The sequence below is a fragment of the Bradyrhizobium sp. BEA-2-5 genome, from assembly GCF_032918025.1.
Lineage (GTDB): Bacteria > Pseudomonadota > Alphaproteobacteria > Rhizobiales > Xanthobacteraceae > Bradyrhizobium > Bradyrhizobium pachyrhizi.
Window position 1 is genome coordinate 4,650,321 of the sequence record NZ_CP136629.1, and the last position, 24,786, is coordinate 4,675,106.

The 24,786-nt window shown below is 64.3% G+C and carries 25 protein-coding genes and 2 tRNA genes; 15 read left to right on the forward strand and 12 right to left on the reverse strand.

Annotated elements, in window-relative coordinates; genetic code table 11:
• Window positions 1–8: 8 nt before the first annotated feature.
• A complete protein-coding gene (locus tag RX327_RS21740) occupies window positions 9–1,301 on the forward strand; it encodes a spinster family MFS transporter (protein WP_050384883.1) in 1,293 nt (430 codons plus the stop codon).
• On the opposite strand, the gene RX327_RS21745 is transcribed toward RX327_RS21740, so the two are convergent.
• Entirely contained in the window at window positions 1,298–2,116 is an 819-nt protein-coding gene (locus tag RX327_RS21745; protein ID WP_050384884.1) for an alpha/beta fold hydrolase, read from the reverse strand. The two genes, RX327_RS21740 and RX327_RS21745, sit on opposite strands and share 4 nt — an antisense overlap.
• A gap of 120 nt (window positions 2,117–2,236) precedes the next feature.
• Complete coding sequence (locus RX327_RS21750; RefSeq protein WP_082190607.1) at window positions 2,237–3,193, reverse strand: TRAP transporter substrate-binding protein; 957 nt, start codon at window positions 3,191–3,193, stop codon at window positions 2,237–2,239.
• Window positions 3,194–3,449: 256 nt separating this feature from the next.
• Here RX327_RS21750 and RX327_RS21755 point away from each other — a divergent pair, with 256 nt between their 5' ends.
• From RX327_RS21755 to RX327_RS21775, 5 genes are all read left to right on the forward strand, one after another.
• The gene (locus RX327_RS21755) at window positions 3,450–3,653 is read left to right on the forward strand and encodes a hypothetical protein (protein ID WP_050384886.1); all 204 of its coding nucleotides are present in this window, start codon (window positions 3,450–3,452) and stop codon (window positions 3,651–3,653) included.
• A gap of 193 nt (window positions 3,654–3,846) precedes the next feature.
• Window positions 3,847–4,491: a haloacid dehalogenase-like hydrolase gene (locus RX327_RS21760; protein WP_050384887.1), complete on the forward strand. Its 645-nt coding sequence runs from the start codon at window positions 3,847–3,849 to the stop codon at window positions 4,489–4,491.
• Window positions 4,492–4,589: 98 nt separating this feature from the next.
• Window positions 4,590–4,790 carry a hypothetical protein gene (locus RX327_RS21765; RefSeq protein ID WP_050384888.1) on the forward strand — a complete coding sequence of 67 codons (201 nt, stop codon included), beginning with the start codon at window positions 4,590–4,592 and terminating at the stop codon, window positions 4,788–4,790.
• A gap of 14 nt (window positions 4,791–4,804) precedes the next feature.
• Complete coding sequence (locus tag RX327_RS21770; protein WP_050384889.1) at window positions 4,805–4,996, forward strand: hypothetical protein; 192 nt, start codon at window positions 4,805–4,807, stop codon at window positions 4,994–4,996.
• A gap of 157 nt (window positions 4,997–5,153) precedes the next feature.
• Window positions 5,154–6,542: a hypothetical protein gene (locus RX327_RS21775; RefSeq protein WP_050384890.1), complete on the forward strand. Its 1,389-nt coding sequence runs from the start codon at window positions 5,154–5,156 to the stop codon at window positions 6,540–6,542.
• A 14-nt stretch (window positions 6,543–6,556) separates the two neighbouring features.
• On the opposite strand, the gene RX327_RS21780 is transcribed toward RX327_RS21775, so the two are convergent.
• Window positions 6,557–6,633, reverse strand: a tRNA-Asp gene (locus RX327_RS21780).
• Window positions 6,634–6,965: 332 nt separating this feature from the next.
• On the opposite strand from RX327_RS21780, the gene RX327_RS21785 reads away from it, so the two are divergent.
• Entirely contained in the window at window positions 6,966–7,265 is a 300-nt protein-coding gene (locus RX327_RS21785; protein WP_317247079.1) for an HU family DNA-binding protein, read from the forward strand.
• Window positions 7,266–7,437: 172 nt separating this feature from the next.
• Complete coding sequence (gene pepT / locus RX327_RS21790; protein ID WP_317247080.1) at window positions 7,438–8,694, forward strand: peptidase T; 1,257 nt, start codon at window positions 7,438–7,440, stop codon at window positions 8,692–8,694.
• Here pepT and RX327_RS21795 read toward each other — a convergent pair whose 3' ends face one another.
• The 3 genes from RX327_RS21795 to RX327_RS21805 all read right to left on the reverse strand — a co-directional run bounded on the left by RX327_RS21795 (window position 8,695) and on the right by RX327_RS21805 (window position 10,249).
• Complete coding sequence (locus RX327_RS21795; protein ID WP_050384891.1) at window positions 8,695–9,546, reverse strand: class I SAM-dependent methyltransferase; 852 nt, start codon at window positions 9,544–9,546, stop codon at window positions 8,695–8,697.
• Window positions 9,547–9,638: 92 nt separating this feature from the next.
• Window positions 9,639–9,944 (reverse strand): YciI family protein, encoded by a 306-nt coding sequence (locus RX327_RS21800; RefSeq protein ID WP_050384892.1) that lies wholly within the window; start codon window positions 9,942–9,944, stop codon window positions 9,639–9,641.
• A 23-nt stretch (window positions 9,945–9,967) separates the two neighbouring features.
• On the reverse strand, window positions 9,968–10,249 hold the full coding sequence (locus RX327_RS21805; RefSeq protein ID WP_038385060.1) for a hypothetical protein: 282 nt from the start codon (window positions 10,247–10,249) through the stop codon (window positions 9,968–9,970).
• Window positions 10,250–10,497: 248 nt separating this feature from the next.
• Between RX327_RS21805 and RX327_RS21810 the strand changes: the two genes are divergently transcribed.
• On the forward strand, window positions 10,498–10,707 hold the full coding sequence (locus tag RX327_RS21810) for a hypothetical protein (RefSeq protein ID WP_016847733.1): 210 nt from the start codon (window positions 10,498–10,500) through the stop codon (window positions 10,705–10,707).
• Window positions 10,708–11,010: 303 nt separating this feature from the next.
• On the opposite strand, the gene RX327_RS21815 is transcribed toward RX327_RS21810, so the two are convergent.
• Complete coding sequence (locus RX327_RS21815) at window positions 11,011–11,421, reverse strand: GFA family protein (protein ID WP_317247081.1); 411 nt, start codon at window positions 11,419–11,421, stop codon at window positions 11,011–11,013.
• Between the two features lie 199 nt (window positions 11,422–11,620).
• On the opposite strand from RX327_RS21815, the gene RX327_RS21820 reads away from it, so the two are divergent.
• The 3 genes from RX327_RS21820 to RX327_RS21830 all read left to right on the forward strand — a co-directional run bounded on the left by RX327_RS21820 (window position 11,621) and on the right by RX327_RS21830 (window position 14,293).
• A complete protein-coding gene (locus RX327_RS21820) occupies window positions 11,621–12,289 on the forward strand; it encodes a GntR family transcriptional regulator (protein ID WP_028333954.1) in 669 nt (222 codons plus the stop codon).
• Window position 12,290: 1 nt separating this feature from the next.
• Window positions 12,291–13,502, forward strand: a complete 1,212-nt coding sequence (locus RX327_RS21825; protein ID WP_050384894.1) for an MFS transporter — start codon at window positions 12,291–12,293, stop codon at window positions 13,500–13,502.
• Between the two features lie 131 nt (window positions 13,503–13,633).
• Window positions 13,634–14,293, forward strand: a complete 660-nt coding sequence (locus tag RX327_RS21830; protein ID WP_317247082.1) for a glutathione S-transferase family protein — start codon at window positions 13,634–13,636, stop codon at window positions 14,291–14,293.
• Window positions 14,294–14,359: 66 nt separating this feature from the next.
• Here the strand turns inward: RX327_RS21830 and lon are convergent, their stop codons facing one another.
• The 5 genes from lon to RX327_RS21855 all read right to left on the reverse strand — a co-directional run bounded on the left by lon (window position 14,360) and on the right by RX327_RS21855 (window position 21,309).
• Window positions 14,360–16,789: an endopeptidase La gene (lon, locus tag RX327_RS21835; RefSeq protein ID WP_317247083.1), complete on the reverse strand. Its 2,430-nt coding sequence runs from the start codon at window positions 16,787–16,789 to the stop codon at window positions 14,360–14,362.
• Window positions 16,790–17,112: 323 nt separating this feature from the next.
• A complete protein-coding gene (gene clpX / locus RX327_RS21840; protein ID WP_317247084.1) occupies window positions 17,113–18,387 on the reverse strand; it encodes an ATP-dependent Clp protease ATP-binding subunit ClpX in 1,275 nt (424 codons plus the stop codon).
• Between the two features lie 439 nt (window positions 18,388–18,826).
• The gene (locus RX327_RS21845; protein WP_317247085.1) at window positions 18,827–19,462 is read right to left on the reverse strand and encodes an ATP-dependent Clp protease proteolytic subunit; all 636 of its coding nucleotides are present in this window, start codon (window positions 19,460–19,462) and stop codon (window positions 18,827–18,829) included.
• A 240-nt stretch (window positions 19,463–19,702) separates the two neighbouring features.
• Window positions 19,703–21,061, reverse strand: a complete 1,359-nt coding sequence (tig, locus tag RX327_RS21850; protein ID WP_317247086.1) for a trigger factor — start codon at window positions 21,059–21,061, stop codon at window positions 19,703–19,705.
• Between the two features lie 163 nt (window positions 21,062–21,224).
• A tRNA-Leu gene (locus tag RX327_RS21855) sits at window positions 21,225–21,309 on the reverse strand.
• A gap of 136 nt (window positions 21,310–21,445) precedes the next feature.
• On the opposite strand from RX327_RS21855, the gene RX327_RS21860 reads away from it, so the two are divergent.
• The 3 genes from RX327_RS21860 to RX327_RS21870 all read left to right on the forward strand — a co-directional run bounded on the left by RX327_RS21860 (window position 21,446) and on the right by RX327_RS21870 (window position 24,778).
• Window positions 21,446–22,798, forward strand: coding sequence for a multicopper oxidase domain-containing protein (locus RX327_RS21860; RefSeq protein ID WP_317251300.1), 1,353 nt, complete (start codon window positions 21,446–21,448; stop codon window positions 22,796–22,798).
• 18 nt (window positions 22,799–22,816) lie between these two features.
• Complete coding sequence (locus RX327_RS21865; RefSeq protein WP_317247087.1) at window positions 22,817–23,902, forward strand: enolase C-terminal domain-like protein; 1,086 nt, start codon at window positions 22,817–22,819, stop codon at window positions 23,900–23,902.
• Window positions 23,903–24,067: 165 nt separating this feature from the next.
• On the forward strand, window positions 24,068–24,778 hold the full coding sequence (locus RX327_RS21870) for a hypothetical protein (protein WP_050384899.1): 711 nt from the start codon (window positions 24,068–24,070) through the stop codon (window positions 24,776–24,778).
• Window positions 24,779–24,786 lie beyond the last annotated feature (8 nt).

Genomic DNA, 24,786 nt, shown 5'->3' on the forward strand with positions numbered 1-24,786 from the left:
GGAAAGTCATGGTCGATGTCGCACCGCAGGCGACCGCGCCAACTCAGGCTGCGGCCGCCCCCTCGGCGCGCCGCTACTACGTCCTCGCCTTGCTCACGATCATCTACGCCCTCAACTTCCTCGACCGCACCATCTTCAACGTGCTGATCGAACCGATCAAGAAGGAGTTCACGCTCAGCGACACGACGATGGGCCTGCTCGCCGGGTTCGGCTTCGTGCTGTTCTATTCGCTGCTCGGCATTCCCATCGCACGGATGGCCGATCGCCTCAACCGCCGCAACATCGTCACGGTCGCCTTCGCGTTCTGGAGCGCGATGACCTATCTCTGCGGCCTCGCCTCCAGCGTCACGACGCTGGCATTGGCCCGGGTCGGCGTCGGCATCGGGGAGTCAGCGGGAACGCCGGCCTCGCAATCGATGATCGCCGATCTCTTCGACAAGAACGAACGACCGCGCGCGCTCGGCATCTACGCGATCGGCACCTATCTCGGCGTCTTCCTCGGCTATTTCATCGGCGGCTATGTCAACCAGCACTACGGCTGGCGGATGGCGTTCTTCACCGCCGGCCTGCCCGGCGTCGCGCTCGCCGCCGTCTTGTGGCTGACGATCGCCGAGCCGAAGCGCGGCGCGATGGCCGAGACCTTCAAGGCCGAGCCGATCGGGCCGACGCTGCGTTTCCTGGTATCGCAGCCGAGCTTCATCATAGTGCTGATCGGCTTTTGTCTGACGACCTACACCAACTACGCTACCGCGGTGTTGATCCCGCCGTTCCTGGCGCGCATCCATCACCTCACCAGCGCCGAGATCGGCACATATGCCGGCACCTTCAAGGGTCTCGCCGGCATGGCGGGCACGTTGATCGGCGGCCTCGTGGTGGCGCAGATCGGCCGCCGCGACGACCGCTGGAAGCTGTGGGCGCCCGCGATCATGTCTGGCATCGCCGGCCCGGTGTTCGCGCTGTGCATGCTGACGCAAAGCTTCACGCTGATGGTCGCTACGCTGGCGCTGACCTCGTTCATGGTCGGCTTCCATCTCGGCCCGATCTTCGCGATCGCGCAGACGGTGGCAAAGCCCAGCATGCGCGCGCTGGCCTCGGCGATCGTGCTGCTGACCGCGACCTGCTTCGGCCAGGGCGTCGGCCCCCTCGCCGTCGGCATGATCAACGACGCACTGAAGGGCACCTACGGCGTCGATGCGGTTCGCTACTCGCTGTTGTCGGCCGCGCTCATGACGACGCTCGGTGCCCTGCTGTTCGTCTGGGCGGCACGCGCGATCCGCGCCGACATCGCGCGCGCCAATTAGCTGTCGATGAAGGCCAGCAGGTCAGCCATCAAGCGCGCGCTGTGCGTCAGCGGCAACGCGTGCGGGGCGCCTTCATAGACGGCGAGCCTGCTTCCTCTGATCAGTTTTGCCGTCTTCGCGCCGGTCAGCTCGAGGGGCGCGCTGGCATCCTTGTCGCCATGCACGATCAGCGTCGGGCGATCGATTGCGCTCGCGGCGGCGCGCAGGTCGGCAAAGGAAATGGTCCTGCGGCAAGCCAGCGCCACCGGCAGCGGCACGCTCAGCATCATCTCCCTGATCCAGGCCCGCGTCACCTCGGGCGTGTCGGGCATGAAGAACGGCGCCTCGTTCTCGCCCATCCATTTCGAAAAGTCCTGCGCGATCGCCGCATTTTGCGCGTCGACCATCGCTCTCGGCACGGCGTCCGGATTGTCCTCGGTCTGCACGATGAACGGCGTGGTCGGCGCCACCAGCACCAGCCGCGCGATGCGCTTTGCGCCGTGACACGCCAGATAGTTCACTGCCTCGATCGATCCCATCGAATGCGCGACGATCGTGACGTCGTGGAGATCATGCTGCTCGATCACGGCGGCGACGTCATCGGTCAGCGTGTCGAGATCGTATCCCGCCATCGGCATGTCGGAGCGGCCATGTCCACGCCGGTCAGGTGCGACGCAGCGATAGCCCTTGGCGTTCAGCGCCACGATCTGGCTGCCCCAGATGCTGGAATTGAACGTCCAGGCAGCGAGCAGCAGCACCGGCCGGCCCGAGCCCCAATCCTGCACGAACAGCTTTGTGCCGTCCCTGGCGGTTGCATAAAGCGGTTGGCTGGCCATCGTGTATCTCCGTTTGCGGATCGATCGGCACCCATCGCCGCCGATGCACCGACCATCGCAAAGGGAGATCGCACGCGCGATTACGCGTCAGGTAATCGCGCGCGTGATGTCAGGCGGCGCTCACGTCAGCTTGCCGGTGTATTTCTCCAGCGCTGCCCAGGCGTCCGCGCCATAGGTCTTCTGCCACTGCGTGTAGAAACCGGCCTTCACCAACGCGGCCCTGAACTGCACGGGATCGGGCTTGTTGAAGGTCATGCCCTTCTCGGTCAGCTCGGCCTGCAGCGAGCGATCCATCTCGACCAGATCGGTGCGCTCCTTCACCGCCGCGGCGTCGAACGCGGCATTGATGAGCTCGAGCAGATCTGGCGGCAGGCCGGTCATCGCGCGGCGGTTGCCGAGGATCCAGTAACCGCTCCAGCAATGGTTCGAGAGCGCGCAAAATTTCTGCACCTCGTAGAGCTTGCCGGTCGAAGCCTGCGCCAGCGGGTTCTCCTGCCCTTCGACGATGTGGGTCTGCAGCGCCGAATAGAGCTCGCTGTAGGAGATGCTCGACGGCAGCGCGCCGAGCCCTGAGAACAGCGACGTCAGCAATGCCGTCACCGGCACGCGAATTTTAAAGCCCTTGAGATCGTCGACGCTGTTGAGCTGCCGGCTCGACGACGAGGTGATCTGACGAAAGCCGTTGTCCCAGACCTTCTTCAGCGGCACGACGCCGGTCTTCGTGATCGCCTCGCGCACGAGGTCGCCGACGCCGCCGTCCATCGCCGCCCAGACCTGGTCGTAGGACTGGAAGGCAAAGCCGATGCTGGGTAGCCCCGACAGCGGCACCAGCGTCGACAGTGTCATGCTGGGCGCCGCCAGCAGCTCGATCCCGCCGGCCCGGACCTGCGACAGCATCTCCGGATCGCCGCCGAGCTGGCTGTTGGCGAACACCGTGATGTTGACCCGGCCGGACGACTGGGCGCCGACCGCCTTGGCGGCCTCAGTCAGGCGGATTGTTAGCGGATGGGTTTCCGGAGTGTTGACGCCGAGCTTGAAGTCGAACTCGGCCGCCGCAACGGCGCGCTTACCAAACATCGTAGCGGCGAGTGCCGCGGAGCCGGTTCCAAGCACCCGGCGTCGGGTTAGTCTCATTGTTTTCATTATTGTTTTTCTCCCAAGGGCGTTTCCGCGCCTGGGGCAGTTTTAGCCGGCCGCCAGTGTGACGCAAGGCACGGTGAAACCAATCCGCCCGTGGCACGAAACCATTTCCCGGAACTCACGAAACGATCCGGAAACAGATGGGGCTTACCAGTACCTGCCATAGACGGCGCACAGACGCCCGGAGGCGACCATGAACCACTCGATCCATTCAGCTGACCGCGCGACCCATCTCAAGATTGTGGTGGTTGCCCTTGTTGCGGGGATCGGGATCGCGGCGCTCGGCATTTCGGCCCGAAACAACGCGGATTTCACCCAGACTGCTCAGACCAACCAGGTCATCAAGGCCGGCAAACCGGTGGCGATCACCTCGTCAGGCACCTCCACGGTCCGCTGAAGATTTCTGCAGGCTTCCGCAGGCAAGACGGCCGCCCTCGGGCGGCCTTTTTTGTTGGTCCTGATCGTCTTGAGCTCGGACGAGCATGGTGTGGCCTTTGCGAGCGAGTTCGGCTACGGCGATTGCCGAACCACGGAGACCGGAGTGCGCGCGATCGACGTGTGCAAGGTCGCAACCCGGCTGAGCGCCGCGAATGACTGAGCCTCGCCTCGCCGGCGACAACATTGCTAAGCCGCAGGATGCTTCCCGCACCGACGGGGCGCCCCCTTTGCTGGGCCTGCCGGCATCGCTGCCGCTGGTGCTCGACCTCGACGGCACGCTGATCACGGGCGACCTGCTCCATCTCAGCTTCTTCTCGATCCTGCGCCGCAATCCGCTGATCGTCGTGTCATGCGCCGCCTGGATGACGCGCGGCCGCGCGGCGCTGAAGCGCCGGCTCGCACAACGCCAGCACATCGACTGGAGCCGGATCGAACTGCACCAGGACGTCGTCGCATTGGCCGAGCGCGAGAACGCGGCCGGCCGCCGCATCGTGCTGGCAACCGCGGCCGACGCGCTGCTCGCACAGATGCTGGCGTCGCGTCTGCCTTGGATCGACCAGGTGCTTGCCTCCGACGGCGAACATAATCTCAAGGGCGCCAACAAGGCCGACCTGTTGCAAAGGACATTTCCCGGGGGCTTCATCTACGCCGGCGACAGCGCTTCCGACCTCGCGGTCTGGGCCCACGCCGCCGGCATCATCACCGTTAATGCCCGCAATGCCGTGCGCGCCGCCGCGGCCGGGCTCGGCAGGCCGACGTTGCATCTGCAGGGCCGCTCGGCCGCAGCGAAATCTTAACCGCGTCCTAACGCGGTCGTTCGATTTCAATCCGCTGCGCGACCCCAGTCTTAAAAGTTGCCCGGCTAAGGTCGGCGTCAACAAAGGCGCAGGCCACAATGAATTTGCAGCAGCAAGTAATTTCAACCGGCTTCAAGATCATCTGCACGGATTGCGGTAGCCTGGCGATCAAGGTCGCCGATCCGGCGCATGCATCCGGCGACACCATCATCGAATGCCACCGCTGCAACGCGGTGCGCGGCACTGTGGCGGACCTGCACAATTTGGCGCGGCGCGGCCGCGACCTGTTCGAATTCTAACCGCGGCCCCGCCAATGCTGTCAGACCCGAAGGCGACCACGCAGAGCGACGTTCCCTTGGACACGGTCTGGTCGATCCTCGAGGCCGCCAACGAATTGGGCGACACCCACACGGTTGACGCCTGCCGCCGCATCATCGACGCCAATTTGCGCGGCGAGGCGCCGGGAGAATCCGACCTCAACGCGGTCGCCGCATTCTTTGCCTGATCAAGGCAAGGTGTTGCCGTTCTGTGAATTCAATAGGGCATCGCGGTGACGAATGGCCCGGCAGAAACATAACAACACAGACCGAGATATTGCTTAACTTGCGTCGTCCAGGGCCGACCGGCTAGCTGCCTGGCAGCTTTCGGATTCGGACGGACCGATGACATTGACGCGCGGTGACCTGGTTGTCGGGGTCACGATCCCCGGGTTCTTCGTCCTCAGCGTCGCCTCGATGATCGCCTGTGGGCACGCATTCCCGGCGATGCATGTCTGGCGATCCGGCATCACCGCGCAAGCCGTCCTCGGCACCGCCATCATGGTCGCATTCGTCCCGGCGTTCGTCGCGGCACGATTCAGCTTCGGTTATCTGGTCGGCTTCTCGCTGCTGTCAGCCGTGTTCGGCTTCGTCTGGCTCAGTTTCTTCAGCGCGTTCGACTATCCGCACGCCATCGCCCGCTGGGCCATGATCGCCGCGCTGGCCGCCGCGATGATCCCTCTGATGTTGCGGAACATCCCGGTTTGGCGGCCCGATTTGTCCGAAGCGGCCGTCAAGCGCATCGCGGTTCTGCTGCTGGTGTCGTGCCTCGCCGTGCTGGTGGCCGATGTCTCCTACGGGGCCAATCTTGGCAATCCCTATGGCGCAGCCCGCACCGCCGTCGTGCGGCCGGCGCTAATGAACTATCTCACCGGGGTCATGATCGGCGCGGTCCTGCCCTACCTGTTCGCGCATTTCGCATCGCGCAGCCGATGGATGCCGGCGGCCGGGGTGCTGCTGCTTGCGCTTTGCTTCTATCCCGTCGTCAACAACAAGACCGTCCTGCTGCTGCCGATCTGGCTGCCGTTTCTGTTCTGGCTGTACGGCCGGTTCGACCCGCGGCTGGCCACGGTGCTCGCATTTCTGATCCCGATGATCGTCGGCCTTTTGGCTTTCGCCATTCTCGCCGCCGACAAGACCTACATCGTGTTCAGCACCATCAATCTGCGCTTCGTCGCGATCCCGTCGCTCGCGCTCGATCAATACGCCGACTTCTTTGCGCACCGCGAACTCACCCGGTTCTGCCAGATCACCGTCCTGCGATACATGGCCGCCTGCCCGTACGGCGAGCTCGGCCCGACCCTTGGAGCGATTTATCAGGACGGCAATTTCAACGCGTCCTTCCTCGCCACCGAGGGCATCGCGTCGGTCGGTCTTGCGCTCGCCCCGGTGTCGGCTTTCGTCTGCGGCCTGATCCTGTCAGTGGGATCGATGGTCTCAAAGCACCTGTCGCCGCGCTTCATCGCGGTTTCGTCGGGCATCGCAGTTCAGGCGATCATGAATGTGCCGCTCACGACAGGCCTGCTGTCGAACGGGATAGCGCTGCTGTTCCTGCTGTGGTGGCTGACGCCCGAACAGCGCGTGGCATTTATCGGTCAGGCCCGAGCAGGCCGCTCAACCCGTCAGCGTTGCCGGCCTCGCGGCGTCCTGATCTGTCGCGGCAGTCTGAGGAAGGCAACTCGTTACGGCACCGGTCCAGAGGGACCAATGGTTTCGGGCCAAACACGCTGCTAAGTCATTGAAATGAATGGCGCGAGAGACGGGGCTCGAACCCGCGACCTCCGGCGTGACAGGCCGGCGCTCTAACCAACTGAGCTACTCCCGCGGATGCCGATCATCGGATTGATCCGCGCAGGACCGAGGGCATAAAGGCCCGCATCCGGTTAGTCAAGGACGTTGCGGATCCCTGCACAGCGTCGGCATTTTCGCGGCACGTACGCGGGTTGTCGCCTGTTTTCAGGGGAAACGGCGTAGTCAGCGAAGCCCCGAATCAAATAAGGCCTGATACGTCTGGGTTTCCTGTGGCCAGCCCGGCGCTGCCCGTTCCTGGAACCGGCGGTTTTCAGGACTTGTCCGGACGCATTTTCCCGACGCGAACGGCGCGCCATTCGCGTGAAAAGCAGCAATCCAGCCATTCAGCAACGAGGAGGGCCAGACATGGCGAAGAAAGCAGCGACACCGGCGACGATCACGCTGAAGCATTTGGCGGCGGCCATCGCCGAGGAGCAGGAGCTGTCGAAGAAGCAGGCCGAGGCGATCCTGACCGACATGGTCACAAGGATCACCAGGCACCTCAAGAAGGGCGACCGTGTCCGTATCGTGGGCCTTGGCATCCTCCAGGTCCGCAAGCGCGCCGCCCGCACCGGCCGCAATCCCGCCACCGGCGAAGCGATCCACATCAAGGCCAGCCGGAAGGTCGCGTTCCGCGCCGCCAAGGAGCTGAAAGAAGCCGTCTAGCGCCTACTCTCTCCGTTAAGGCAAAGCGCCATTCCGGCTCGTGACGCGGCCCCGGAGTGGCGCTTTTCTGTGATAGGATTGTCCTACGAAGCTCGCCTTGACGCGGTTTGCTCGCGCGAACCAACTTCGCCAAAGCGCATTGTTCCTATCTCCTGTTTTTTGCGCGGTTTTCATGCTGGCACCGGCTCTCGACTTCACGCACACCGTGACCGAGCGCTTCCTGCGCTATGTCACCATCGACACCCAGTCCGATCCGGAATCCCCCAGCTCCCCCTCGACCGAGAAGCAGAAGGATCTCGGCCGCGTGCTCGCCGCGGAGCTGAAGGCCATGGGGATATCCGACGCGCATCTTGATCCGCACGGATACGTCTACGCGACCATCCCGGCCAACACCGACAAGAAGGTGCCGGTGATCTGCTTCTGCTCGCACATGGACACCTCGCCCGACGTCACCGGCAAGGACGTCAAGCCGCAAATGGTGAAGAACTATCGCGGCGGCGACATCGTGCTGGCCGGCGATGCCTCGCAGGTGATCCGCGCCGCCGAGCACGAAGCACTGGCCGACCAGATCGGCAACGACATCATCATCACCGACGGCACCACGCTGCTGGGGGCCGACAACAAGGCCGGTGTCGCCGAGATCATGGATGCCGCGCATTTCTTCCTCAACAACCCCGATGTGAAGCACGGCACCATCAAGATCCTGTTCACGCCGGACGAAGAGATCGGCCGCGGCGTCGACAATGTCGACCTGAAGAAGCTGGGCGCCGATTTCGCTTACACCATGGACGGCGAGAGCGCCGGCTGCGTCGAGGACGAGACCTTCTCGGCCGACGGAGCCACCATCACCATCCACGGCGTCAGTGCCCATCCCGGCTACGCCAAGGGCAAGATGGAGCACGCGATCAAGATCGCCGCCGCCATTGTCGAGCGGCTGCCGAAAGAAGGCTGCTCGCCGGAGACGACCTCGGGCAAGCAGGGCTTCCTGCATCCGGTCGCGATCTCGGGCGCGCTGGAGAACGCGCGGATCGACTTCATCGTGCGCGATTTCACCGAGGCCGGCCTGAAGCAGAAGGAAGCGCTGCTGGAAGACATCGTGAACGATGTCATGAAGGGCTATCCGCGCTCGACCTACCGCATGGAGGTCAAGCAGCAGTACCGTAACATGAAGGATGTGATCGATCGCCACCCGCAGATCGTGGCCTATGCGATCGAGGCGATCGAGCGCGCCGGCCTCACGCCGGTGAAGACCGCGATCCGCGGCGGCACCGACGGCTCCCGCCTGTCCTTCATGGGCCTGCCCTGCCCCAACATCTTCGCCGGCGAGCACGCGTTTCATTCGCGCCTCGAATGGGTCAGCCGGCAGGACATGGAAAAGGCGGTGCAGACCATCGTCCATCTCGCGATGATCTGGGAGGAGAAGACCTGATCAGGCCCGCGCGGTCACGATCCAGATCGCGCCGGGCAGCAGCACGGCATCGCCCTTCACAAAAGGCGCCAGCGCCTCGCGCATCGAGGCGATCGCGGCATCGCGCACCTCATCCGGGTGCCCTTCCAGCGCGCGGCTGGCCGGCCCGATCTCGAGCGCGCCCTGGATCGCGGCATCGATGCCGCGCCCGGTCGCGACATCGAGCTCAACCCGGCACGGCTCCATGGCAATGCCGGAGAAGCCGGCTTCGCCCAGGATCCGCTTCACGCGGGCCTCGGAGGCGAACGCGAACGGGCCGGGATCCTCGGGCCCTAGCGGCGGCAGTTTCGGCACGTGCTTGTAGACGGCAGCAAGCGGCGTCATGAAGAACGGATTTTCGCGCGGCTCCTGCCAGCAGGCGAAGGCGAGACGGCCGGTCGGCTTCATCGCCTTGCGCAGATTGGCGAACGACGTCACGGGATCGGCAAAGAACATCACGCCAAAGCGCGAGGCCAACAGATCGAAGCTCTCGCTGACAAACGGATAGATGGTGGCGTCGGCCAGCGCGAACTCGACCGGCAAACCCTGCGGCGCGCTCTGCCGCGCCCGCGTCAGCATCGGCTCCGAGACATCGACGCCGAGCACGTGGCCAGCGGGCGCGACCTTGGCCGCCAGCGCGAAGCTCGAGGCGCCGCTGCCACAGCCGACATCGACGACGCGTTGGCCGGCTTTCGGCGCGGCGCGATCGATCAGGAGGTCGAGCACCGGCTGCAGCACGATATCCTGCGCGGCCTGCCGTGTGGCCCAGCGCTGACCGCCCGGCCCGTTCCAATAAGCAATCTGGTCGGCGTTCTGCGGATGGCCAGCGTTCATGCGATCGAAACCTTGTGAGGAAGCTTCTGTTGTCTCATGTTTGGGCATGATCTCTTTCGGAAAACAGCTTCGCACTTTTTCCGGATCATGCCCTAGCAGCTCTCACGCGTCGCGGCGCGCAGCATCGGCATCAGCTGATAGGTGAATCCGGCATCCGCCTTGGTGACGGGATCGTTGGCGACGATCTCCTGCGGATCGGCATCGTCAGGCAGTTGCAGCACGCCGAGGCCCCAGACGCCGGAGGGATCGGCGACCGGTCCGAACACCAGCGCCTTGCCGGCCTGCAGCAGTTCGCCGCAATAGGCGACGTGCGCCTGCATGATGGCGGCTTCCTGCGGCGTCATATCCTGAGGAAAGGTCGGGCGCGGTCCGGTCAATTTGCAGACGTAGTATTTCATCGACCTGATCCGCGCTCGGAGCTTTATTTGGCGGCTGCGCTCGTGGGCTTGGCCGGTTTCGGCTTCGCGGCATTCGCCTTGGGCGCGCCCTGCCCGTCGCTGCGCGCGATGCCCCAGGGATCGGTCGGTTTCTGATCCGGCACACCGCTGAGCGCACGCTGATAGGCGCGCTGTTGCCGCGCCTCGTTGGCCGCATCGGCCGGCGACTTCTCGACCTCTTCGCGATAGCGCTGAACGTGATCCGACTGTGCGAATGCGGGTCCGGCAATCATGGTGAGAAGAAAAATCGCGGCGAGTTTGCGCATGCATCAAGTTCCCGGTTAGGCGGACAGAATAGCATCGCTGCAGCGTCGGCATCAAATCTGGGCGCGTGACTTTCGGCACCTTTCGCACCATCGGGTATCGAATGACATTCGGCACGCCAGCGCGGAGCAAGCGCGGTCCCGGCCATCCCCATGAGACTACCCCACGGCCGGGATCGCGCCCTCTCCGCGCGTTCACCGAGAGCCATGCAATGGCCTTACTCCGTAGGGCTCATCAACCAGAGGCGGCTTTGCAGCTCGTGAAACACCGCGCCACCGTCATCCTGCGCGAGCATGTGCAAGCGGAGGCCGAGCTGGTCGGACGAGCCGCGGTTCTCACCGATGGAACCGCAGGGACCGTCGAGGGCGTGTTTCTGGACGAATCTCACGGGTTGCGCATCTCGATCAAGGGCCACATCGGGAAGTGGCCGATCGCGACCATCAGGATGCTGCAACCGTAGGACTGGATCCGAAGGGGGAAGCACGTCCGCACGCGTTTAGGCAGCCAGTCCGCCTGCGCATTTCGAGCCTTGGCGTGACAGCCTTCGCCCTGCGAACCGAACAAGCGGATGAATTAGTGCTCAAAGGCTGGCTTGCCCAGCCGTAGCCCGCAGGGTGAAGGGCTGGTAGGCGGCGAGAGATTCGAACCGCGGACCCTCTCGGTGTAAACGAGATGCTCTAACCAGCTGAGCTAACCGCCCTTACCTGCGCGCCTCTTTAGCCTCGCCTGCCCCCGAGGCGCAAGGCCGCAACGCCTCAATCCGTCAGCACCAGTCCGTCGGGCGCGCTGGCAATTCCTTGAGATCATTGATCCATGGCGCGGCGGAGCGGCACCAGACCTGGCGTCGCGGGGTCAATTGGTCGCGCTGGCGGATCGCGCCCCAGCGGATGCCCCAATCGTCGGCCTGGTCGCCCTCGCCGCTCGTGAACAGCGGGGAACCGCATTCGGCGCAGAAGTGCTGGAAGCGCATCCGGCCGTTATCGCCGCGCTTGCCGTAGACCTTCGGCGCACCTCCGGTCAGCCGCACCTGTTCGGCGTCGCAGATCACCGTGACGCGGTAGGGCGAGCCGGTCAGCGCCTGACAGTCCGTGCAATGGCAGATCGACACCCGTTCGGGATCGATCTCGGCCTGATAAGTGATAGCCCCGCAATGGCATTGCCCGTCGATGTGCATCTGGCGCTCTCCAATTCCGTCAAACAAAGCAGCCGCCGTGAGCGCGGTTCCATTGTCCAGGGCCCTGGCTCTCGGCCCACCTCCTTTAACGGAGCAACGCCGGTATCCCGTACCCGCATTGTTTGGGATACCAAATCGGGATACGAAAGCCGTCTGATCGAGATTCCACGCCCGCCAAGGAGCGGCCAAGGACGGCGCCATGTCGCAGATGCTTCAGATCCATGACCAGCTCCGGGAGATGATCCTGTCGCTCGACCTGGGCCCCGGCGAGCGGCTGACCGAGCGCTGGCTGGAGAGCCGGTTCGAGGGATCGCGCACGCCGATCCGTGCCGCGCTGGTCCGGCTCGAAGGCGAAGAGCTGGTGCGCCGCGACGGCCGCAACTGGATCGTCGCACCGATCGACCTCGGTGAGCTGGAGGCGCTTGCCGAGTTCCGGATTCCGCTGGAGACGACGGCGGTGCGCCTCGCCTGCGCGCGGGCGAGCGCAGCCGATATCGCCGGCGTCGAGGAGATGCTGGATGCCTGCCAGTCCGGCGCGCCGCGCGAGGAATGGCATCGGGTCGGCACCGATTTCCATGTCGAGATCGCGCGGCTCTCCGGCAATCCCTTCATCGTCAAGGCGATCGCCGGCGCCATGACGAGGCTGTCGCGGGCGCGCTGGCTGGAAGTGTGGACCGAGCCGTCGCGCGAGCAGGCCTGGCGCGAGCACCGGCGCATCCTCGGCTTCATCAAGGCCGACGATCCGGAGGCCGCCGCGCGCGAGGCCGCCGACCACATCACCGATACCCGCGATCGCCTGCTGCGTTCGCTGAACGAGGATCGCCGCGGCCTGCGGGCGCGCGGCTTCGCCGTGATCGGGCTGCGCTGACATGAACATCGAAGTCGATCGCGAAGCCCTGCTCGACGCGGGCCCCTGGAAACGCAATTTGATCGTCTGCGTGTTCGGCTCCTTCACGACAATCGTGGGGATGACGCTGCTGCTGCCGTTCCTGCCGCTCTATGTCGAGCAGCTCGGCGTGACCGATCATGCCGCGATCGTGCAATGGTCGGGCGTCGCCTATGGCGCAGCCTTCTTCAGCGCGGCGCTGACGGCGCCGCTGTGGGGACGGCTCGCCGATCGCTACGGCCGCAAGCTGATGCTGATCCGCGCCAGCCTCGGCATGGCCGTCGCGATGTCCCTGATCGGCATGGCGCACAATGTCTATGAGCTGGTTGGCTTGCGGCTGCTGACCGGCCTGCTCGGCGGCTACGCCTCGGGCTCGACCGTGCTGGTCGCGGCGCAGACGCCCAAGGCGCGCTCCGGCTGGGCGATCGGCGTGCTGTCGGCCGGCATCATGGCCGGAAGCCTCGTCGGTCCGTTGATCGGCGGCGTGCTGCCGGGGCTGATCGGCATCCGTGCGACCTTCTTCCTGATCGGCGGCGTCATCTTCTTCACCTTCCTCGGCACGACGTTCCTGATCCGCGAGGACGCGCGCCCGAAGACCGCGAAAGGCGGCAAGGCGCGTGGCGGCTGGTCGCTGGTCCCGGACAAGCGCCCTGTCGTCGCGATGTGGGGAACCGGCCTGCTGCTGATGGTCGCCAACATGTCGATCGAGCCGATCATCACGGTCTATGTCGCGCAACTGGTCGAGGCGCCGCAGGTGACATTCGTCGCCGGCCTCGTGATGTCGGCGGCGGCCTTCGGCAGCCTGCTGTCGTCCTCGCATCTCGGCAAGCTGGCCGATCGGGTCGGCCACTGGCGGATCATCACCATCTGCTTGGCGGTGTCGGCGCTGCTGTTGATCCCGCAGGCCTTCGTGGTCAGCGGCTGGCAGTTGATCCTGCTGCGCTTCCTGATGGGGCTCGCGCTCGGCGGCCTCCTGCCCTGCATCGCGAGCGTGATCCGGCACAACGTGCCTGATGCGGTCACCGGCAGCATGCTCGGCTACTCGATCTCGGCGCAATATGCCGGCCAGGTGATCGGCCCGCTCGCCGGCGGCTTCATCGGCGGCCATATCGGCATGCCCGCGGTGTTCCTCGGCACCAGCGTGCTGATGGCACTCGGCGCGATCGGCAATTTCGTCGTCGAAAGGAAAGAGTAGTTCCGGCGCCGGCGTACCCACGTCGGCAGCTCGATCATTCCGTACCGCAACGACGAAAAAGCCAGTCGGGGTGTCGGAACACGCGCCATTGGTTCGTTCTTTGCTGTGAAGCCAGCAAATGGAGATACCCAATGGCCGACCTGACGCTTACCACCTTCGATTGGGTTCCGGAGATGCCGCGGGGATTTGTGCGCGACCTCCGCGTGCGCTGGGCATTGGAAGAGGCGCGCTTGCCGTATCGCGTTGCAAGCGTGCCGTTTCGCGATCGGGGCCCCGAGCATTTCGCGCACCAGCCGTTCGGCCAGGTGCCGTGGCTGACCGACGGCGACATCTCGATCTTCGAGACCGGCGCGATCCTGCTGCATCTCGGTGAGCGCAGCGACGCGCTGCTGCCGACCGATCCGCGCCAGCGCAGCGAGGCTTTGAAATGGCTGTTCGCAGCGCTCAACTCGGTCGAGATGGCGAGCCTGCCCTGGTCGCTCCTGGTGTTCTCGGGCGAGAGCGGCGGCACGTCGGCATGGACACGCTTCGACGGCTTCCTGCAATCCCGGCTTAGGCACATAGAGCCGGTGCTGACGGGTCGCAAATGGCTGGCCGGGCCGTTCTCCGTCGCCGACATTCTCATGGCGGATGTGCTGCGCCTGGTCGACCGCTTCGACGGACTGGCGGAATATCCCGCGTGTCGCGACTACGTCGCGCGTGCCACGGCGCGGCCGGCTTTCGCAAAGGCGCATGCCGATCAGATGGCGCACTTTGCCGCCGCGGACAGAGCCGCAGCCCTACCGACCTGATCGCGAACAGCGAAAACAAAAACGGCGCCCGAAGGCGCCGTTTTCTTATGTCGATCGGAGCTTGCTTCAGTGCGCCGTCAGGCCACCGGACGCCTCATCCGAAGCATCGGGCTTGACGTCGACCTTGCTGGTCTCCTCTTCCCAGACGATCGGTGCGGGCACGCGGACCAGCGCCTTAGCGACAACCTCATCCAGACGCGAGACCGGGATGATCTCCATGCCGCCCTTGATCGCATCGGAAATCTCCGTGAGATCCTTGGCGTTGTCCTCGGGGATCAGCACCGTCTTGATGCCGCCGCGGGCCGCCGCCAGTAGCTTCTCCTTCAGGCCGCCGATCGGCAGCACGCGACCGCGCAGCGTGATCTCGCCGGTCATCGCGACATCGTGGCGGACCGGGATGCCGGTCATGACCGAGATGATCGCGGTGGCCATGGCGACACCTGCGGACGGACCGTCCTTCGGCGTCGCGCCCTCCGGCACGTGCACGTGGATGTCGCGCCGGTCGAACAGCGGCGGCTCGACGCCGTAGTTGATCGCGCGCGAGCGGACGTAGGACGCCGCCGCCGAAATCGACTCCTTCATCACGTCACGCAGATTGCCGGTGACCGTCATCTTGCCCTTGCCGGGCATCATGACGCCTTCGATCGTCAGCAGCTCGCCGCCGACATCGGTCCAGGCAAGGCCGGTGACGATGCCGACCTGCGGCTCGCTCTCGATCTCACCGAAGCGGTACTTCGGCACGCCGAGGAACTCTTCCAGAGTCTTCTCGGTGACCTTGACCGACTTCTTCTTGGAGATCATCAGCTCCTTCACCGCCTTGCGGGCGAGTGTGGAGAGCTCACGCTCCAGATTACGCACGCCCGCTTCGCGGGTGTAGCGGCGGATCAGAAGCAGCAGCGCGTCGTCGTCGATCGAGAACTCCTTGGAGTCCAGGCCGTGCTTGGACACCGCGTTCGGGATCAGGTGCTTGCGCGCGATCTCGACCTTCTCGTTCTCGGTGTAGCCCGCGATCCGGATGATCTCCATGCGGTCCATCAGCGGGCCGGGAATATTCAGCGTATTCGCGGTCGTGATGAACATCACGTTGGACAGATCGTAGTCGACCTCGAGATAGTGGTCGTTGAACGTCGCGTTCTGCTCGGGGTCGAGGACCTCGAGCAGCGCCGAGGACGGATCGCCGCGGAAATCGGCGCCCATCTTGTCGATCTCGTCCAGCAGGAACAGCGGATTGGACGACTTCGCCTTGCGCATCGACTGGATGATCTTGCCGGGCATCGAGCCGATATAGGTGCGGCGGTGACCGCGGATCTCGGCCTCGTCGCGCACGCCGCCGAGCGAGACGCGCACGAATTCGCGCCCGGTCGCCTTCGCGATCGACTTGCCGAGCGAGGTCTTGCCGACGCCGGGAGGTCCGACGAGGCACAGGATCGGGCCCGTCAGCTTGTTGGCGCGCGACTGCACCGCGAGATACTCGACGATGCGTTCCTTGACCTTCTCGAGCCCATAGTGATCCGAATCCAGGATGGCCTGCGCAGCCTCCAGATCCTTCTTCACCTTGGACTTCTTGTTCCACGGAATCGACAGCAGCCAATCCAGATAGTTGCGCACGACGGTCGCTTCCGCGGACATCGGCGACATCTGGCGCAGCTTCTTCAATTCATGCTGCGCCCGCTCGCGCGCTTCCTTGGAGAGCTTGGTCTTGGAGATCTTCTCTTCGAGATCGGCGAGTTCGTCGCGACCATCGTCGTCGCCGAGTTCCTTCTGGATCGCCTTCATCTGCTCGTTGAGATAATACTCGCGCTGGGTCTTCTCCATCTGGCGCTTGACGCGCGAGCGGATGCGCTTCTCGACCTGCAGCACCGAGATCTCGCTCTCCATCAGGCCCAGCACCTTCTCCAGGCGCGTGGTGACGGACAGCGTCTCCAGGATACCCTGGCGGTCGGCGATCTTGACGGCGAGATGCGAGGCAACGGTGTCGGCGAGCTTGGCGAAGTCGGTGATCGCCTGCACGACGCCGACGACCTCGGCCGAGATCTTCTTGTTGAGCTTCACATAGCTCTCGAAGTCGGACACGACCGAGCGCGCCAGCGCTTCCGCCTCGACCGACTTCGCGTCGGTGTCGGCGAGCGCAACGGCAGTCGCCTCGTAATAGTCGGCGCGATCGGTGTACTTCGCCACGCGCGCACGCTCGAGCCCTTCGACCAGCACCTTCACGGTGCCGTCCGGAAGCTTCAAGAGCTGGAGCACGCTGGCAAGCGTCCCGGTCTCGTAGATGGCATCGGGCGCCGGATCATCGTCGGACGCGTTCTTCTGCGTCGCGAGCATGATCAGCGCATCGTTCTTCATCACCTCTTCGAGCGCGCGGATCGACTTCTCGCGGCCGACGAAGAGCGGCACGATCATATGCGGGAAGACGACGATGTCGCGCAGCGGCAGCACGGGATAGGCGTGCGTTTCGCCATGGACGATGGTTGGCCGGGGTTTGGGATTGGTCATGGCCTTTTCCTTTTGCTTTGCCCCCTTGCACGCAGCCCGCTGATGATGCGCAACCGCCACAAGGTGCCTTGGTGATGCGGAATGCGAATGCTGTCGGCAGCCGCTTATTCCGCATCGTGAAGCGACGAATCTCAACGGATGAGATCCCTCACCGATAGCATTAGGTGGCTATCAGGCGGGGGGGTGTCAAGTCTCAGAAGTGTCGGGAAATATAGGCTAAACAAGCATTTGCTGCTACGCCGCAGGGGCGCCGCTGCTGCGCCATGGCGGCCGCCGGAGCGTCCGGCAGCCGCGCATTTTTGACGGGTCGAGATGAGCGCCGTTTAGGCGCTCGCGCTGCTCTCGACGGCGCGATCGGATCGATCGGCATAGATGTAGAGCGGGCGCGCCGTTCCTTCCACCACTTCGCGGGAAATCACGACTTCTTCCACACCTTCCAGGCCCGGCAGGTCGAACATGGTCTCGAGCAGGATCGCCTCGAGGATCGAGCGCAACCCACGCGCGCCGGTCTTGCGCTCGATCGCCTTGCGGGCGACCGCGCCAAGCGCCTCGTCGGCGAAGGTCAGCTCGATGTTCTCCATCTCGAAGAGCCGCTGGTATTGTTTCACCAGCGCGTTCTTCGGCTCGGTCAGGATCTTCTTCAGCGAGGTCTCGTCGAGGTCCTCGAGCGTCGCCACGACCGGCAGACGGCCAACGAACTCGGGGATGAGGCCGTACTTCAGGAGGTCCTCAGGCTCGACGTGACGGAAGATCTCGCCGGTACGGCGGTCCTCCGGGGCGAGCACCTGGGCGCCGAAGCCGATCGAAGTCGACCGCCCGCGCGCCGAGATGATCTTCTCGAGGCCGGCGAAAGCGCCGCCGCAGATGAAGAGGATGTTGGTGGTATCCACTTGCAGGAACTCCTGCTGCGGATGCTTGCGGCCGCCCTGCGGCGGGACCGAAGCCACCGTGCCTTCCATGATCTTGAGCAGCGCCTGCTGCACGCCCTCACCCGACACGTCGCGCGTGATCGAAGGATTGTCGGACTTGCGGCTGATCTTGTCGATTTCGTCGATATAGACGATGCCACGCTGGGCGCGCTCGACATTGTAGTCGGCGGCCTGGAGCAACTTCAGGATGATATTCTCGACGTCCTCGCCGACATAGCCGGCTTCGGTCAATGTCGTCGCATCCGCCATCGTGAACGGCACGTCCAGGATACGGGCGAGCGTCTGCGCGAGCAGCGTCTTGCCCGAACCGGTCGGACCGATCAGCAGGATGTTCGACTTCGCGAGCTCGACGTCGTTGTGCTTGGTCTGATGGTTGAGGCGCTTGTAGTGGTTGTGCACCGCGACCGACAGGACCTTCTTCGCATGGCTCTGGCCGATCACGTAATCGTCCAGCACCTTGCAGATTTCCTTCGGCGTCGGAATCCCGTCGCGCGACTTGACCAGCGAGGACTTGTTCTCCTCGCGGATGATGTCCATGCAGAGCTCGACGCACTCGTCGCAGATGAAGACCGTGGGACCCGCGATCAGTTTGCGGACTTCGTGCTGGCTCTTGCCGCAGAACGAGCAATATAGCGTGTTCTTGGAGTCGCTCGTGCCGACCTTACTCATTCCTGTCTCCGTCCGCGGTTCGATCCCGTTTGCCAGATCGACCCAATCCGGCACACAACCGGGCTGTTGGGTAGATAGAGCAAATTCCGTACCAAAAAAGACCCTACGCATTACATCCCGTGCGAATCACGGTCACTCGATTCTCCCGCGATCATAGCCGATCAGTCGTAGCCAACCATGCTGTCACCCGACTATCAAGAATTCGCTAATCGGACGCCGCCGGCTACCCGTGACAATACCGTGATTTTCAACGATCGCACGTGGAATACGCGTCGAAATCCACGGAACGTTGCGGGATTACCACGTCAGTATATGAGCACGAAACCGGAACTTTCCGCCCGCGCGCATGCACCCGCGGGCCGGTCACCACCCTGCTTTTGCCGGTTATGTGAGGCGTCAATGTGGAGATCACACCGACGCCTCGAGATACCTGCCCAGATCAGGCGGCCTTCGCGGCGGCCGGGTCGTCCGGACGCCTGTCGATGACCTTGTCGACCAGGCCGAACTCCTTGGCGTCGTTCGCAGTCAGGAACTTGTCGCGTTCCAGCGCATCCTCGATCGCCTTGTAGGTCTGGCCGGTGTGCTTGACGTAGATCTCGTTGAGACGCTTCTTCAGGTTGAGGATTTCCTGGGCATGCAGCATGATGTCGGTGGCTTGGCCCTGGAAGCCGCCGGAGGGCTGGTGCACCATGATGCGCGCGTTCGGCAGCGAGAAGCGCATGTCCTTCTCGCCGGCGGCGAGCAGCAGCGAGCCCATCGAGGCCGCCTGGCCCGTGCACAGCGTCGAGACCGGCGGGCGAATGAACTGCATGGTGTCGTAGATCGCAAGGCCCGACGTCACCACGCCGCCCGGCGAATTGATGTACATCGAGATTTCCTTCTTCGGGTTTTCCGCCTCGAGGAACAACAGCTGCGCGACGACCAGCGTCGACATGCCGTCCTCGACCGGCCCGGTCAGGAAAATGATGCGCTCCTTCAGGAGGCGCGAGAAAATGTCGTAGGCGCGCTCGCCACGGTTGGTCTGCTCGACCACCATGGGCACGAGGTTCATGTAGGTTTCAACCGGATCGCGCATGAAAGAACCCAAGGGTTAGGGGTGATGCAGAACTTTGCTCAAGACTACTTGGCTCAAGACTACTGCCTCAAGGCTTAACCCAGATATGGGCCAATTTCCGGCCGACAAGGCCGTCAACTCGCCGCACTAGCCACCTGGGCAGGTAGCAGAAGTTCAAGCTGATTCGCGTCTTCGCGCCTAGCGACGGGGACCTTCGCCAGGCGCGCTTTCGCGGTTCATCATTAACGCAAGGTGCCGAATTTAAGCGGCAGTTTTCTCGGCGTCTTCATCCTTGAACAGCTCCTCCTTGGTGACCTTCTTCTCGGTCACGTTGGCGAGCTCGAGGATGAAGTCGACGACCTTGTCCTCGTAGATCGGTGCACGAAGCTGGGCCAACGCCTGGGCGTTGTTGCGGTAATAGTCCCAGACCTCCTTCTCGCGGCCGGGCATCGAGCGCGCGCGCTCGATCACGGCGCGGCCGACCTCGTCGTCGGTCACGGTGATCTTGTTCTTCTCGCCGATCTCGGAGAGCACGAGGCCAAGCCGCACGCGGCGATCGGCGATCTTGCGGTACTCCTCCTTGGCGGCGTCCTCCGTGGTGTCCTCGTCGGCGAAGGTCTTGCCGGCGGAATCCATCTCGGCCTTGACCGAGTTCCACATCAGATTGAACTCCTCGTCGACCAGCGAGGGCGGCGCCTCGAAGTTGTGGCTCTCGTCGAGCCGGTCGAGCAGAGCGCGCTTGACCTTCTGGCGGGTGGCGCCGGCGAACTCGGCAGAAAGGCGCTCGCGCGCGGCTTCCTTGAGCTTGTCCAGCGATTCCAGGCCGAGCGACTTGGCGAATGCGTCGTCGATCGCAAGGTCCTGCGGCGCCTCGATCAGGGTCGCAGTGGTCTCGAACTCGGCCGGCTGACCGGCGAGCTTGTCGTTCATGTAGTTCTTGGGGAACGACACCTTCAGCGTGCGGGTCTCGTTCGCGCCGATGCCGATCAGCTGCTCCTCGAAGCCCGGGATGAAGGTGTTGGAGCCGATCACGACCTGGATGCCTTCGCCGGTGCCGCCCTCGAAGACTTCGCCGTTGATGCTGCCCTTGAAGTTGATGGTGACGCGGTCGCCCTTCTCCGCCGCGCCCTCGGTCTTGGCATTGTACGGGCGGCTGCCCTCGGCGATCCGCTTGATGGCATCGTCGACATCGGCGTCGGAGACTTCGACGACCGGCTTCTCGACCGAGAACGACTTGAAATCGGCGAGCTGGATCGGCGGCACGACTTCGATCGCGACGGTGTAGGTCAGGTCGGTCTTGCCCGACAGCAATTCCTCGACCTGGTCCTGCTCCGTCGGCATGGTGATCTTCGGCTCGGTCGCGAGGCGGAAGCCGCGTTCGGAGAACAGCTGCGTGTTGGTGTCGCGAATGGTCTGGTCGATGGTCTCGGCCATCACAGAGCGGCCATAGACCTTCTTCAGGTGCGCGACCGGCACCTTGCCCGGACGGAAGCCATTGATGCGGACCTTGTCCTTGAGGTCGACGAGCTTGGCGCCGGCCTTGGCATCGAGATCAGACGCGGGAACGCTGATCTTGAACTCGTGCTTCAAACCCTCGTTGAGGGTCTCGGTGACCTGCATGGTATCAATCTTCTTCCGCTTTTGCCCGGCCCGAGCGGCCGTGGCAGTGTTCAATCTGTTCGACGGCGGGCCTCGCGGCCTAACGTCTGTGGGTTCGGCGAACCCGCACCCCATCGGGGCCAAAGGTTCTCCAAGAATTCGTCATGCAAACGCGATAAGCGCTTGGTGCGGGCGGAGGGACTCGAACCCCCACAACTTTCGTCACTGGAACCTAAATCCAGCGCGTCTACCAGTTCCGCCACGCCCGCGTGAATTTGCATCAAGACCGGCCGCGATGCCGCGGGCGGCCGGGCTTATAGCATGTGCCTGACTGTTCGCAGCAAAAAAATGGCTGCTGTTGAGCCCGCCCTGCGACCGATCGCGACTGGACAGGTACACTTGAAAATGGTCCGCATCGGCCGGATGGCAAGTCCTCCCGCAAGTCCCGAATTTTCACTCACCCGGCGCAGCCTGATCGCCGCCCTTGGCGCCGCGGCGCTTTGCCCCGCTCTGCCCGCCACCGGCGCGGCACAGGGCCGGACCGCGGTCGCGCTCCAGGCCAAACCCGACCGCATCTCGCTTCGTCCAGGCGACGGACCGGGTCCTGGCGGACCGGAGACATCGGTCTGGTCACTCGGCAGCAACAACCTCCGCTTCAAGCGCGGCGAGATCCTTGACGTCACCTTTGGCAATGACCTGCCGGTCGCGGCCGCGCTGGATTGCCGCGGGCTCGACGGCGTCGCGGCGGCGGAGCCACTGGCCTCCCGGGCGCTGCTTGCCGCCGGGGGAAAGGATAGCTTCCAGCTGCCGCTTCGGCATGCCGGCACCTTCCTCTGCGAGCCGCTGATCGGCGATGGCGGCACGGCACCGGCGCGGCCGCTGCCGCTGATCGTGACCGGCACCTCGCCGGTCGCGGTCGATCGCGACGAGGTCTTGCTGATCGAGGAGTGGCGCCTGCGGCCGGACGGAAGCGCAATCCCGGCCGGCAATGATCCAAAAGATTCGACGCGAATTCATACGATTAACGGCAAAACCTCATACGATATCTCGGCACCGGCCAATGCCCGCCTCAGACTCCGCTTTATCAACGGCAGCCAACGCAGCGTGCTGGCGGTCAAGCTGGAGAACCTCGACGTCCGGGTGATGGCCATCGACGGCCAGCCGGCCGAACCATTTCCGGCCCGCAACGGTGCGCTGGTACTGGCTCCTGGCGGCCGCACCGATGTGTTCGTCGACGCGGCCGGACCGGCCGGAACCAGCTTCGCGATCCTGCTGCACGACGGCACGCTGGCCCGCCCGGTCGGCAAGCTGGCCGTCTCGAACGACCCGCCGGTCCGCCCGGCGCCGTTCCCGCCGGCTCCACCGCTGCCCGGCAACGACATGCCAGCCCAGGTCGATCTCAAGAGCGCCGCAAGGTTCGAGCTAACCCTCGGCACGCCGACCGAATGGTTCCGCCCGGCGGACTTCAAGCCATCGGCCGCGCCGGCCTTTCAGGCCAAAGCCGGCCGGCCGGCCGTGCTGGCGCTGACCAATCGCGGTCCGATCGCCACCATCTTCAATCTGCACGGCCACCCCTTCCGCCTGCTCGACACGCTCGACGACGGCTGGAAGCCCTATTGGCTCGACACGCTCGCGATCGAGCCCGGCCAGACCCAGCGCATCGCATTCCTCGCCGAATATCCGGGCCGCTATCTGATCGAGCAGGTCGCGACCGACTGGGCCGCGCCGCGGCTCGTCCGATGGTACAGTGTCCAATAACAAAAAGAGGAAACGTCCATGAGCCAGACAGTTGCAGCGATCCGCGGAGTTCGTGCGCGAAGCGTCGTGGTGCCGCTCAAGCGCCCTGTGAAGAACGCCTTCGGCGTGATCGATTCCGGCCCGCTGGTTCTGATCGATGTCGAGACCGACCAAGGCGTTACCGGCCGCACCTACATCTTCGCCTACAGCAAGCTCACGCTTAAACCTCTTGCCTATCTGATCGAGGAGATCGGCCGCGAACTCATCGGCAAGCCGGTCGCGCCGTTCGACCTGATGAAGGCAATGGACGCCAAGTTTCGGCTGCTCGGCTGGCAGGGCCTGATCGGCATGGCGGTATCCGGTCTCGACATGGCGTATTGGGATGTAGTCGGCCACCTCGCCGGCCGGCCGCTGGTCGAACTGCTCGGCGGCTCGGCGAAGCCGATCAAGGCCTATGACAGCTATGGCGTGGTCGATCCCGTCGCCGACGAGCGCGCGCTGCGGCGCTCGCTCGACCAGGGCTTCAAGGGCATCAAGATCAAGGGCGGCGACGGAGATGCCGCCAATGACGAGCGCGTCGTGAAGGGCGTGCGCACCCTGCTCGGTCCCGACATCGCGTTGATGATCGACTTCAACCAGTCGCTCGATCCAGCGGAGGCGACCCGCCGGATCGCGCGGCTTGCACCCTACGATTTGCACTGGATCGAGGAGCCGGTGCCGCAGGAGAGCCTGTCCGGCCACGCCAAAGTCCGCGAGACCTCGCCGACGCCGATCCAGGCCGGCGAGAACTGGTGGTTTCCGCGCGGCTTCGCCGAAGCGATCGCGGCCGGCGCATCGGACTTCATCATGCCCGACGTCATGAAGGTCGGCGGCGTCACCGGCTGGATGCAGGTCGCAGGACAAGCCGACGCCGCATCGATTCCGATGTCGAGCCATTTGTTCTCGGAGGTGAGCGCGCATCTGCTCTGCGTGACGCCGACCGCGCACTGGCTCGAATTCCTCGACTTCGCCGGCTCCATCCTCACAAGGCCCGCCGAGATCGTCGACGGCGTGGTGACCGCCAAGGGTCCCGGGCTCGGCATCGAGTGGAACGAGCCGGCGGTGGCGAAGTATCTCATGAGCTAGCCGCGGACAGTAGGATGGGTGGAGCGCAGCGATACCCATCATCTGGCCGCGCGGAGATGATTGATGGGCTTCGCTCCACCCATCCTACATGGCCGTTGTTGCGATCGATCGCAGCTTCACCTTTGCCGTGCGTTCATGTAGGTCAACCGGATATCGGAGCGCCCAATGTCGACCAACAACAAGCTGACGCTCAAATTCCGTTGTCCGACGGAGCTTGACGGACTGATACCGGCCCCCATACCGGCGGCGCAGGGCGTTCCCGACTGGCTCAAGTCCATGCCGGCGACGGCCTTCTCTTCGATCAACCTGCACGACGAGGACACCATCAAGCGCTGCCCGCCGTTCGTGGATGCGATGACCTGCGGGTTCTTGCTGCCGCTGGTTTGCGATCTCAAGGTCGAGGCCGGCGAAATCACCTGGGACCAGGACCTGCCGCCGGGAGGCACGCCGGAATTTCCACGCTCACCGATCGGCTTCCACGACCCGGGTCAGGTCACCGGCACTCCGCTGTTTGAAGAGGGCCGCTTCTTTCTCAAATTCCACAATTTGTGGACCGTCGAAGCCCCGGAAGGCTACGCGATCTACTTCACCCATCCCGTCAACCGCTTCGACCTGCCATTCACCACACTCAGCGGCCTGGTCAATTCCGACCTCTATGCCGACAATTGGGTGCACTTTCCGGCGTACTGGCACGACAGGAACTTCCGAGGCGTGCTCCCCAAGGGGACTCCGATCGCGCAATGTATTCCCGTCAAGCGAGACGACTGGACCGCGCAGGCATCGCCGTTTACCGCCGAAGACGCCAAGCGGGTCGGCGAACTCCGCACCGAGCTCAGACGGCAGCCGAACCTCTACCGGAGAAACTTCAGGGCGTAAGGCGAGGC

What these genes read in the sequence shown, in the direction of transcription:
- RX327_RS21795 (WP_050384891.1), bottom strand. Translation starts at nt 9,546, where the DNA reads ATGAACGCTGGCCATCCGCAGAACGCCGACCAGATTGCTTATTGGAAC.
- RX327_RS21760 (WP_050384887.1), top strand. Translation starts at nt 3,847, where the DNA reads ATGACTGAGCCTCGCCTCGCCGGCGACAACATTGCTAAGCCGCAGGAT.
- RX327_RS21785 (WP_317247079.1), top strand. Translation starts at nt 6,966, where the DNA reads ATGGCGAAGAAAGCAGCGACACCGGCGACGATCACGCTGAAGCATTTG.
- RX327_RS21820 (WP_028333954.1), top strand. Translation starts at nt 11,621, where the DNA reads ATGTCGCAGATGCTTCAGATCCATGACCAGCTCCGGGAGATGATCCTG.
- RX327_RS21750 (WP_082190607.1), bottom strand. Translation starts at nt 3,193, where the DNA reads ATGTTTGGTAAGCGCGCCGTTGCGGCGGCCGAGTTCGACTTCAAGCTC.
- RX327_RS21800 (WP_050384892.1), bottom strand. Translation starts at nt 9,944, where the DNA reads ATGAAATACTACGTCTGCAAATTGACCGGACCGCGCCCGACCTTTCCT.
- RX327_RS21860 (WP_317251300.1), top strand. Translation starts at nt 21,446, where the DNA reads ATGGTCCGCATCGGCCGGATGGCAAGTCCTCCCGCAAGTCCCGAATTT.
- RX327_RS21745 (WP_050384884.1), bottom strand. Translation starts at nt 2,116, where the DNA reads ATGGCCAGCCAACCGCTTTATGCAACCGCCAGGGACGGCACAAAGCTG.
- RX327_RS21825 (WP_050384894.1), top strand. Translation starts at nt 12,291, where the DNA reads ATGAACATCGAAGTCGATCGCGAAGCCCTGCTCGACGCGGGCCCCTGG.
- RX327_RS21770 (WP_050384889.1), top strand. Translation starts at nt 4,805, where the DNA reads ATGCTGTCAGACCCGAAGGCGACCACGCAGAGCGACGTTCCCTTGGAC.
- RX327_RS21845 (WP_317247085.1), bottom strand. Translation starts at nt 19,462, where the DNA reads ATGCGCGATCCGGTTGAAACCTACATGAACCTCGTGCCCATGGTGGTC.
- RX327_RS21805 (WP_038385060.1), bottom strand. Translation starts at nt 10,249, where the DNA reads ATGCGCAAACTCGCCGCGATTTTTCTTCTCACCATGATTGCCGGACCC.
- clpX (WP_317247084.1), bottom strand. Translation starts at nt 18,387, where the DNA reads ATGAGTAAGGTCGGCACGAGCGACTCCAAGAACACGCTATATTGCTCG.
- lon (WP_317247083.1), bottom strand. Translation starts at nt 16,789, where the DNA reads ATGACCAATCCCAAACCCCGGCCAACCATCGTCCATGGCGAAACGCAC.
- tig (WP_317247086.1), bottom strand. Translation starts at nt 21,061, where the DNA reads ATGCAGGTCACCGAGACCCTCAACGAGGGTTTGAAGCACGAGTTCAAG.
- pepT (WP_317247080.1), top strand. Translation starts at nt 7,438, where the DNA reads ATGCTGGCACCGGCTCTCGACTTCACGCACACCGTGACCGAGCGCTTC.
- RX327_RS21815 (WP_317247081.1), bottom strand. Translation starts at nt 11,421, where the DNA reads ATGCACATCGACGGGCAATGCCATTGCGGGGCTATCACTTATCAGGCC.
- RX327_RS21865 (WP_317247087.1), top strand. Translation starts at nt 22,817, where the DNA reads ATGAGCCAGACAGTTGCAGCGATCCGCGGAGTTCGTGCGCGAAGCGTC.
- RX327_RS21740 (WP_050384883.1), top strand. Translation starts at nt 9, where the DNA reads ATGGTCGATGTCGCACCGCAGGCGACCGCGCCAACTCAGGCTGCGGCC.
- RX327_RS21765 (WP_050384888.1), top strand. Translation starts at nt 4,590, where the DNA reads ATGAATTTGCAGCAGCAAGTAATTTCAACCGGCTTCAAGATCATCTGC.
- RX327_RS21775 (WP_050384890.1), top strand. Translation starts at nt 5,154, where the DNA reads ATGACATTGACGCGCGGTGACCTGGTTGTCGGGGTCACGATCCCCGGG.
- RX327_RS21830 (WP_317247082.1), top strand. Translation starts at nt 13,634, where the DNA reads ATGGCCGACCTGACGCTTACCACCTTCGATTGGGTTCCGGAGATGCCG.
- RX327_RS21870 (WP_050384899.1), top strand. Translation starts at nt 24,068, where the DNA reads ATGTCGACCAACAACAAGCTGACGCTCAAATTCCGTTGTCCGACGGAG.
- RX327_RS21755 (WP_050384886.1), top strand. Translation starts at nt 3,450, where the DNA reads ATGAACCACTCGATCCATTCAGCTGACCGCGCGACCCATCTCAAGATT.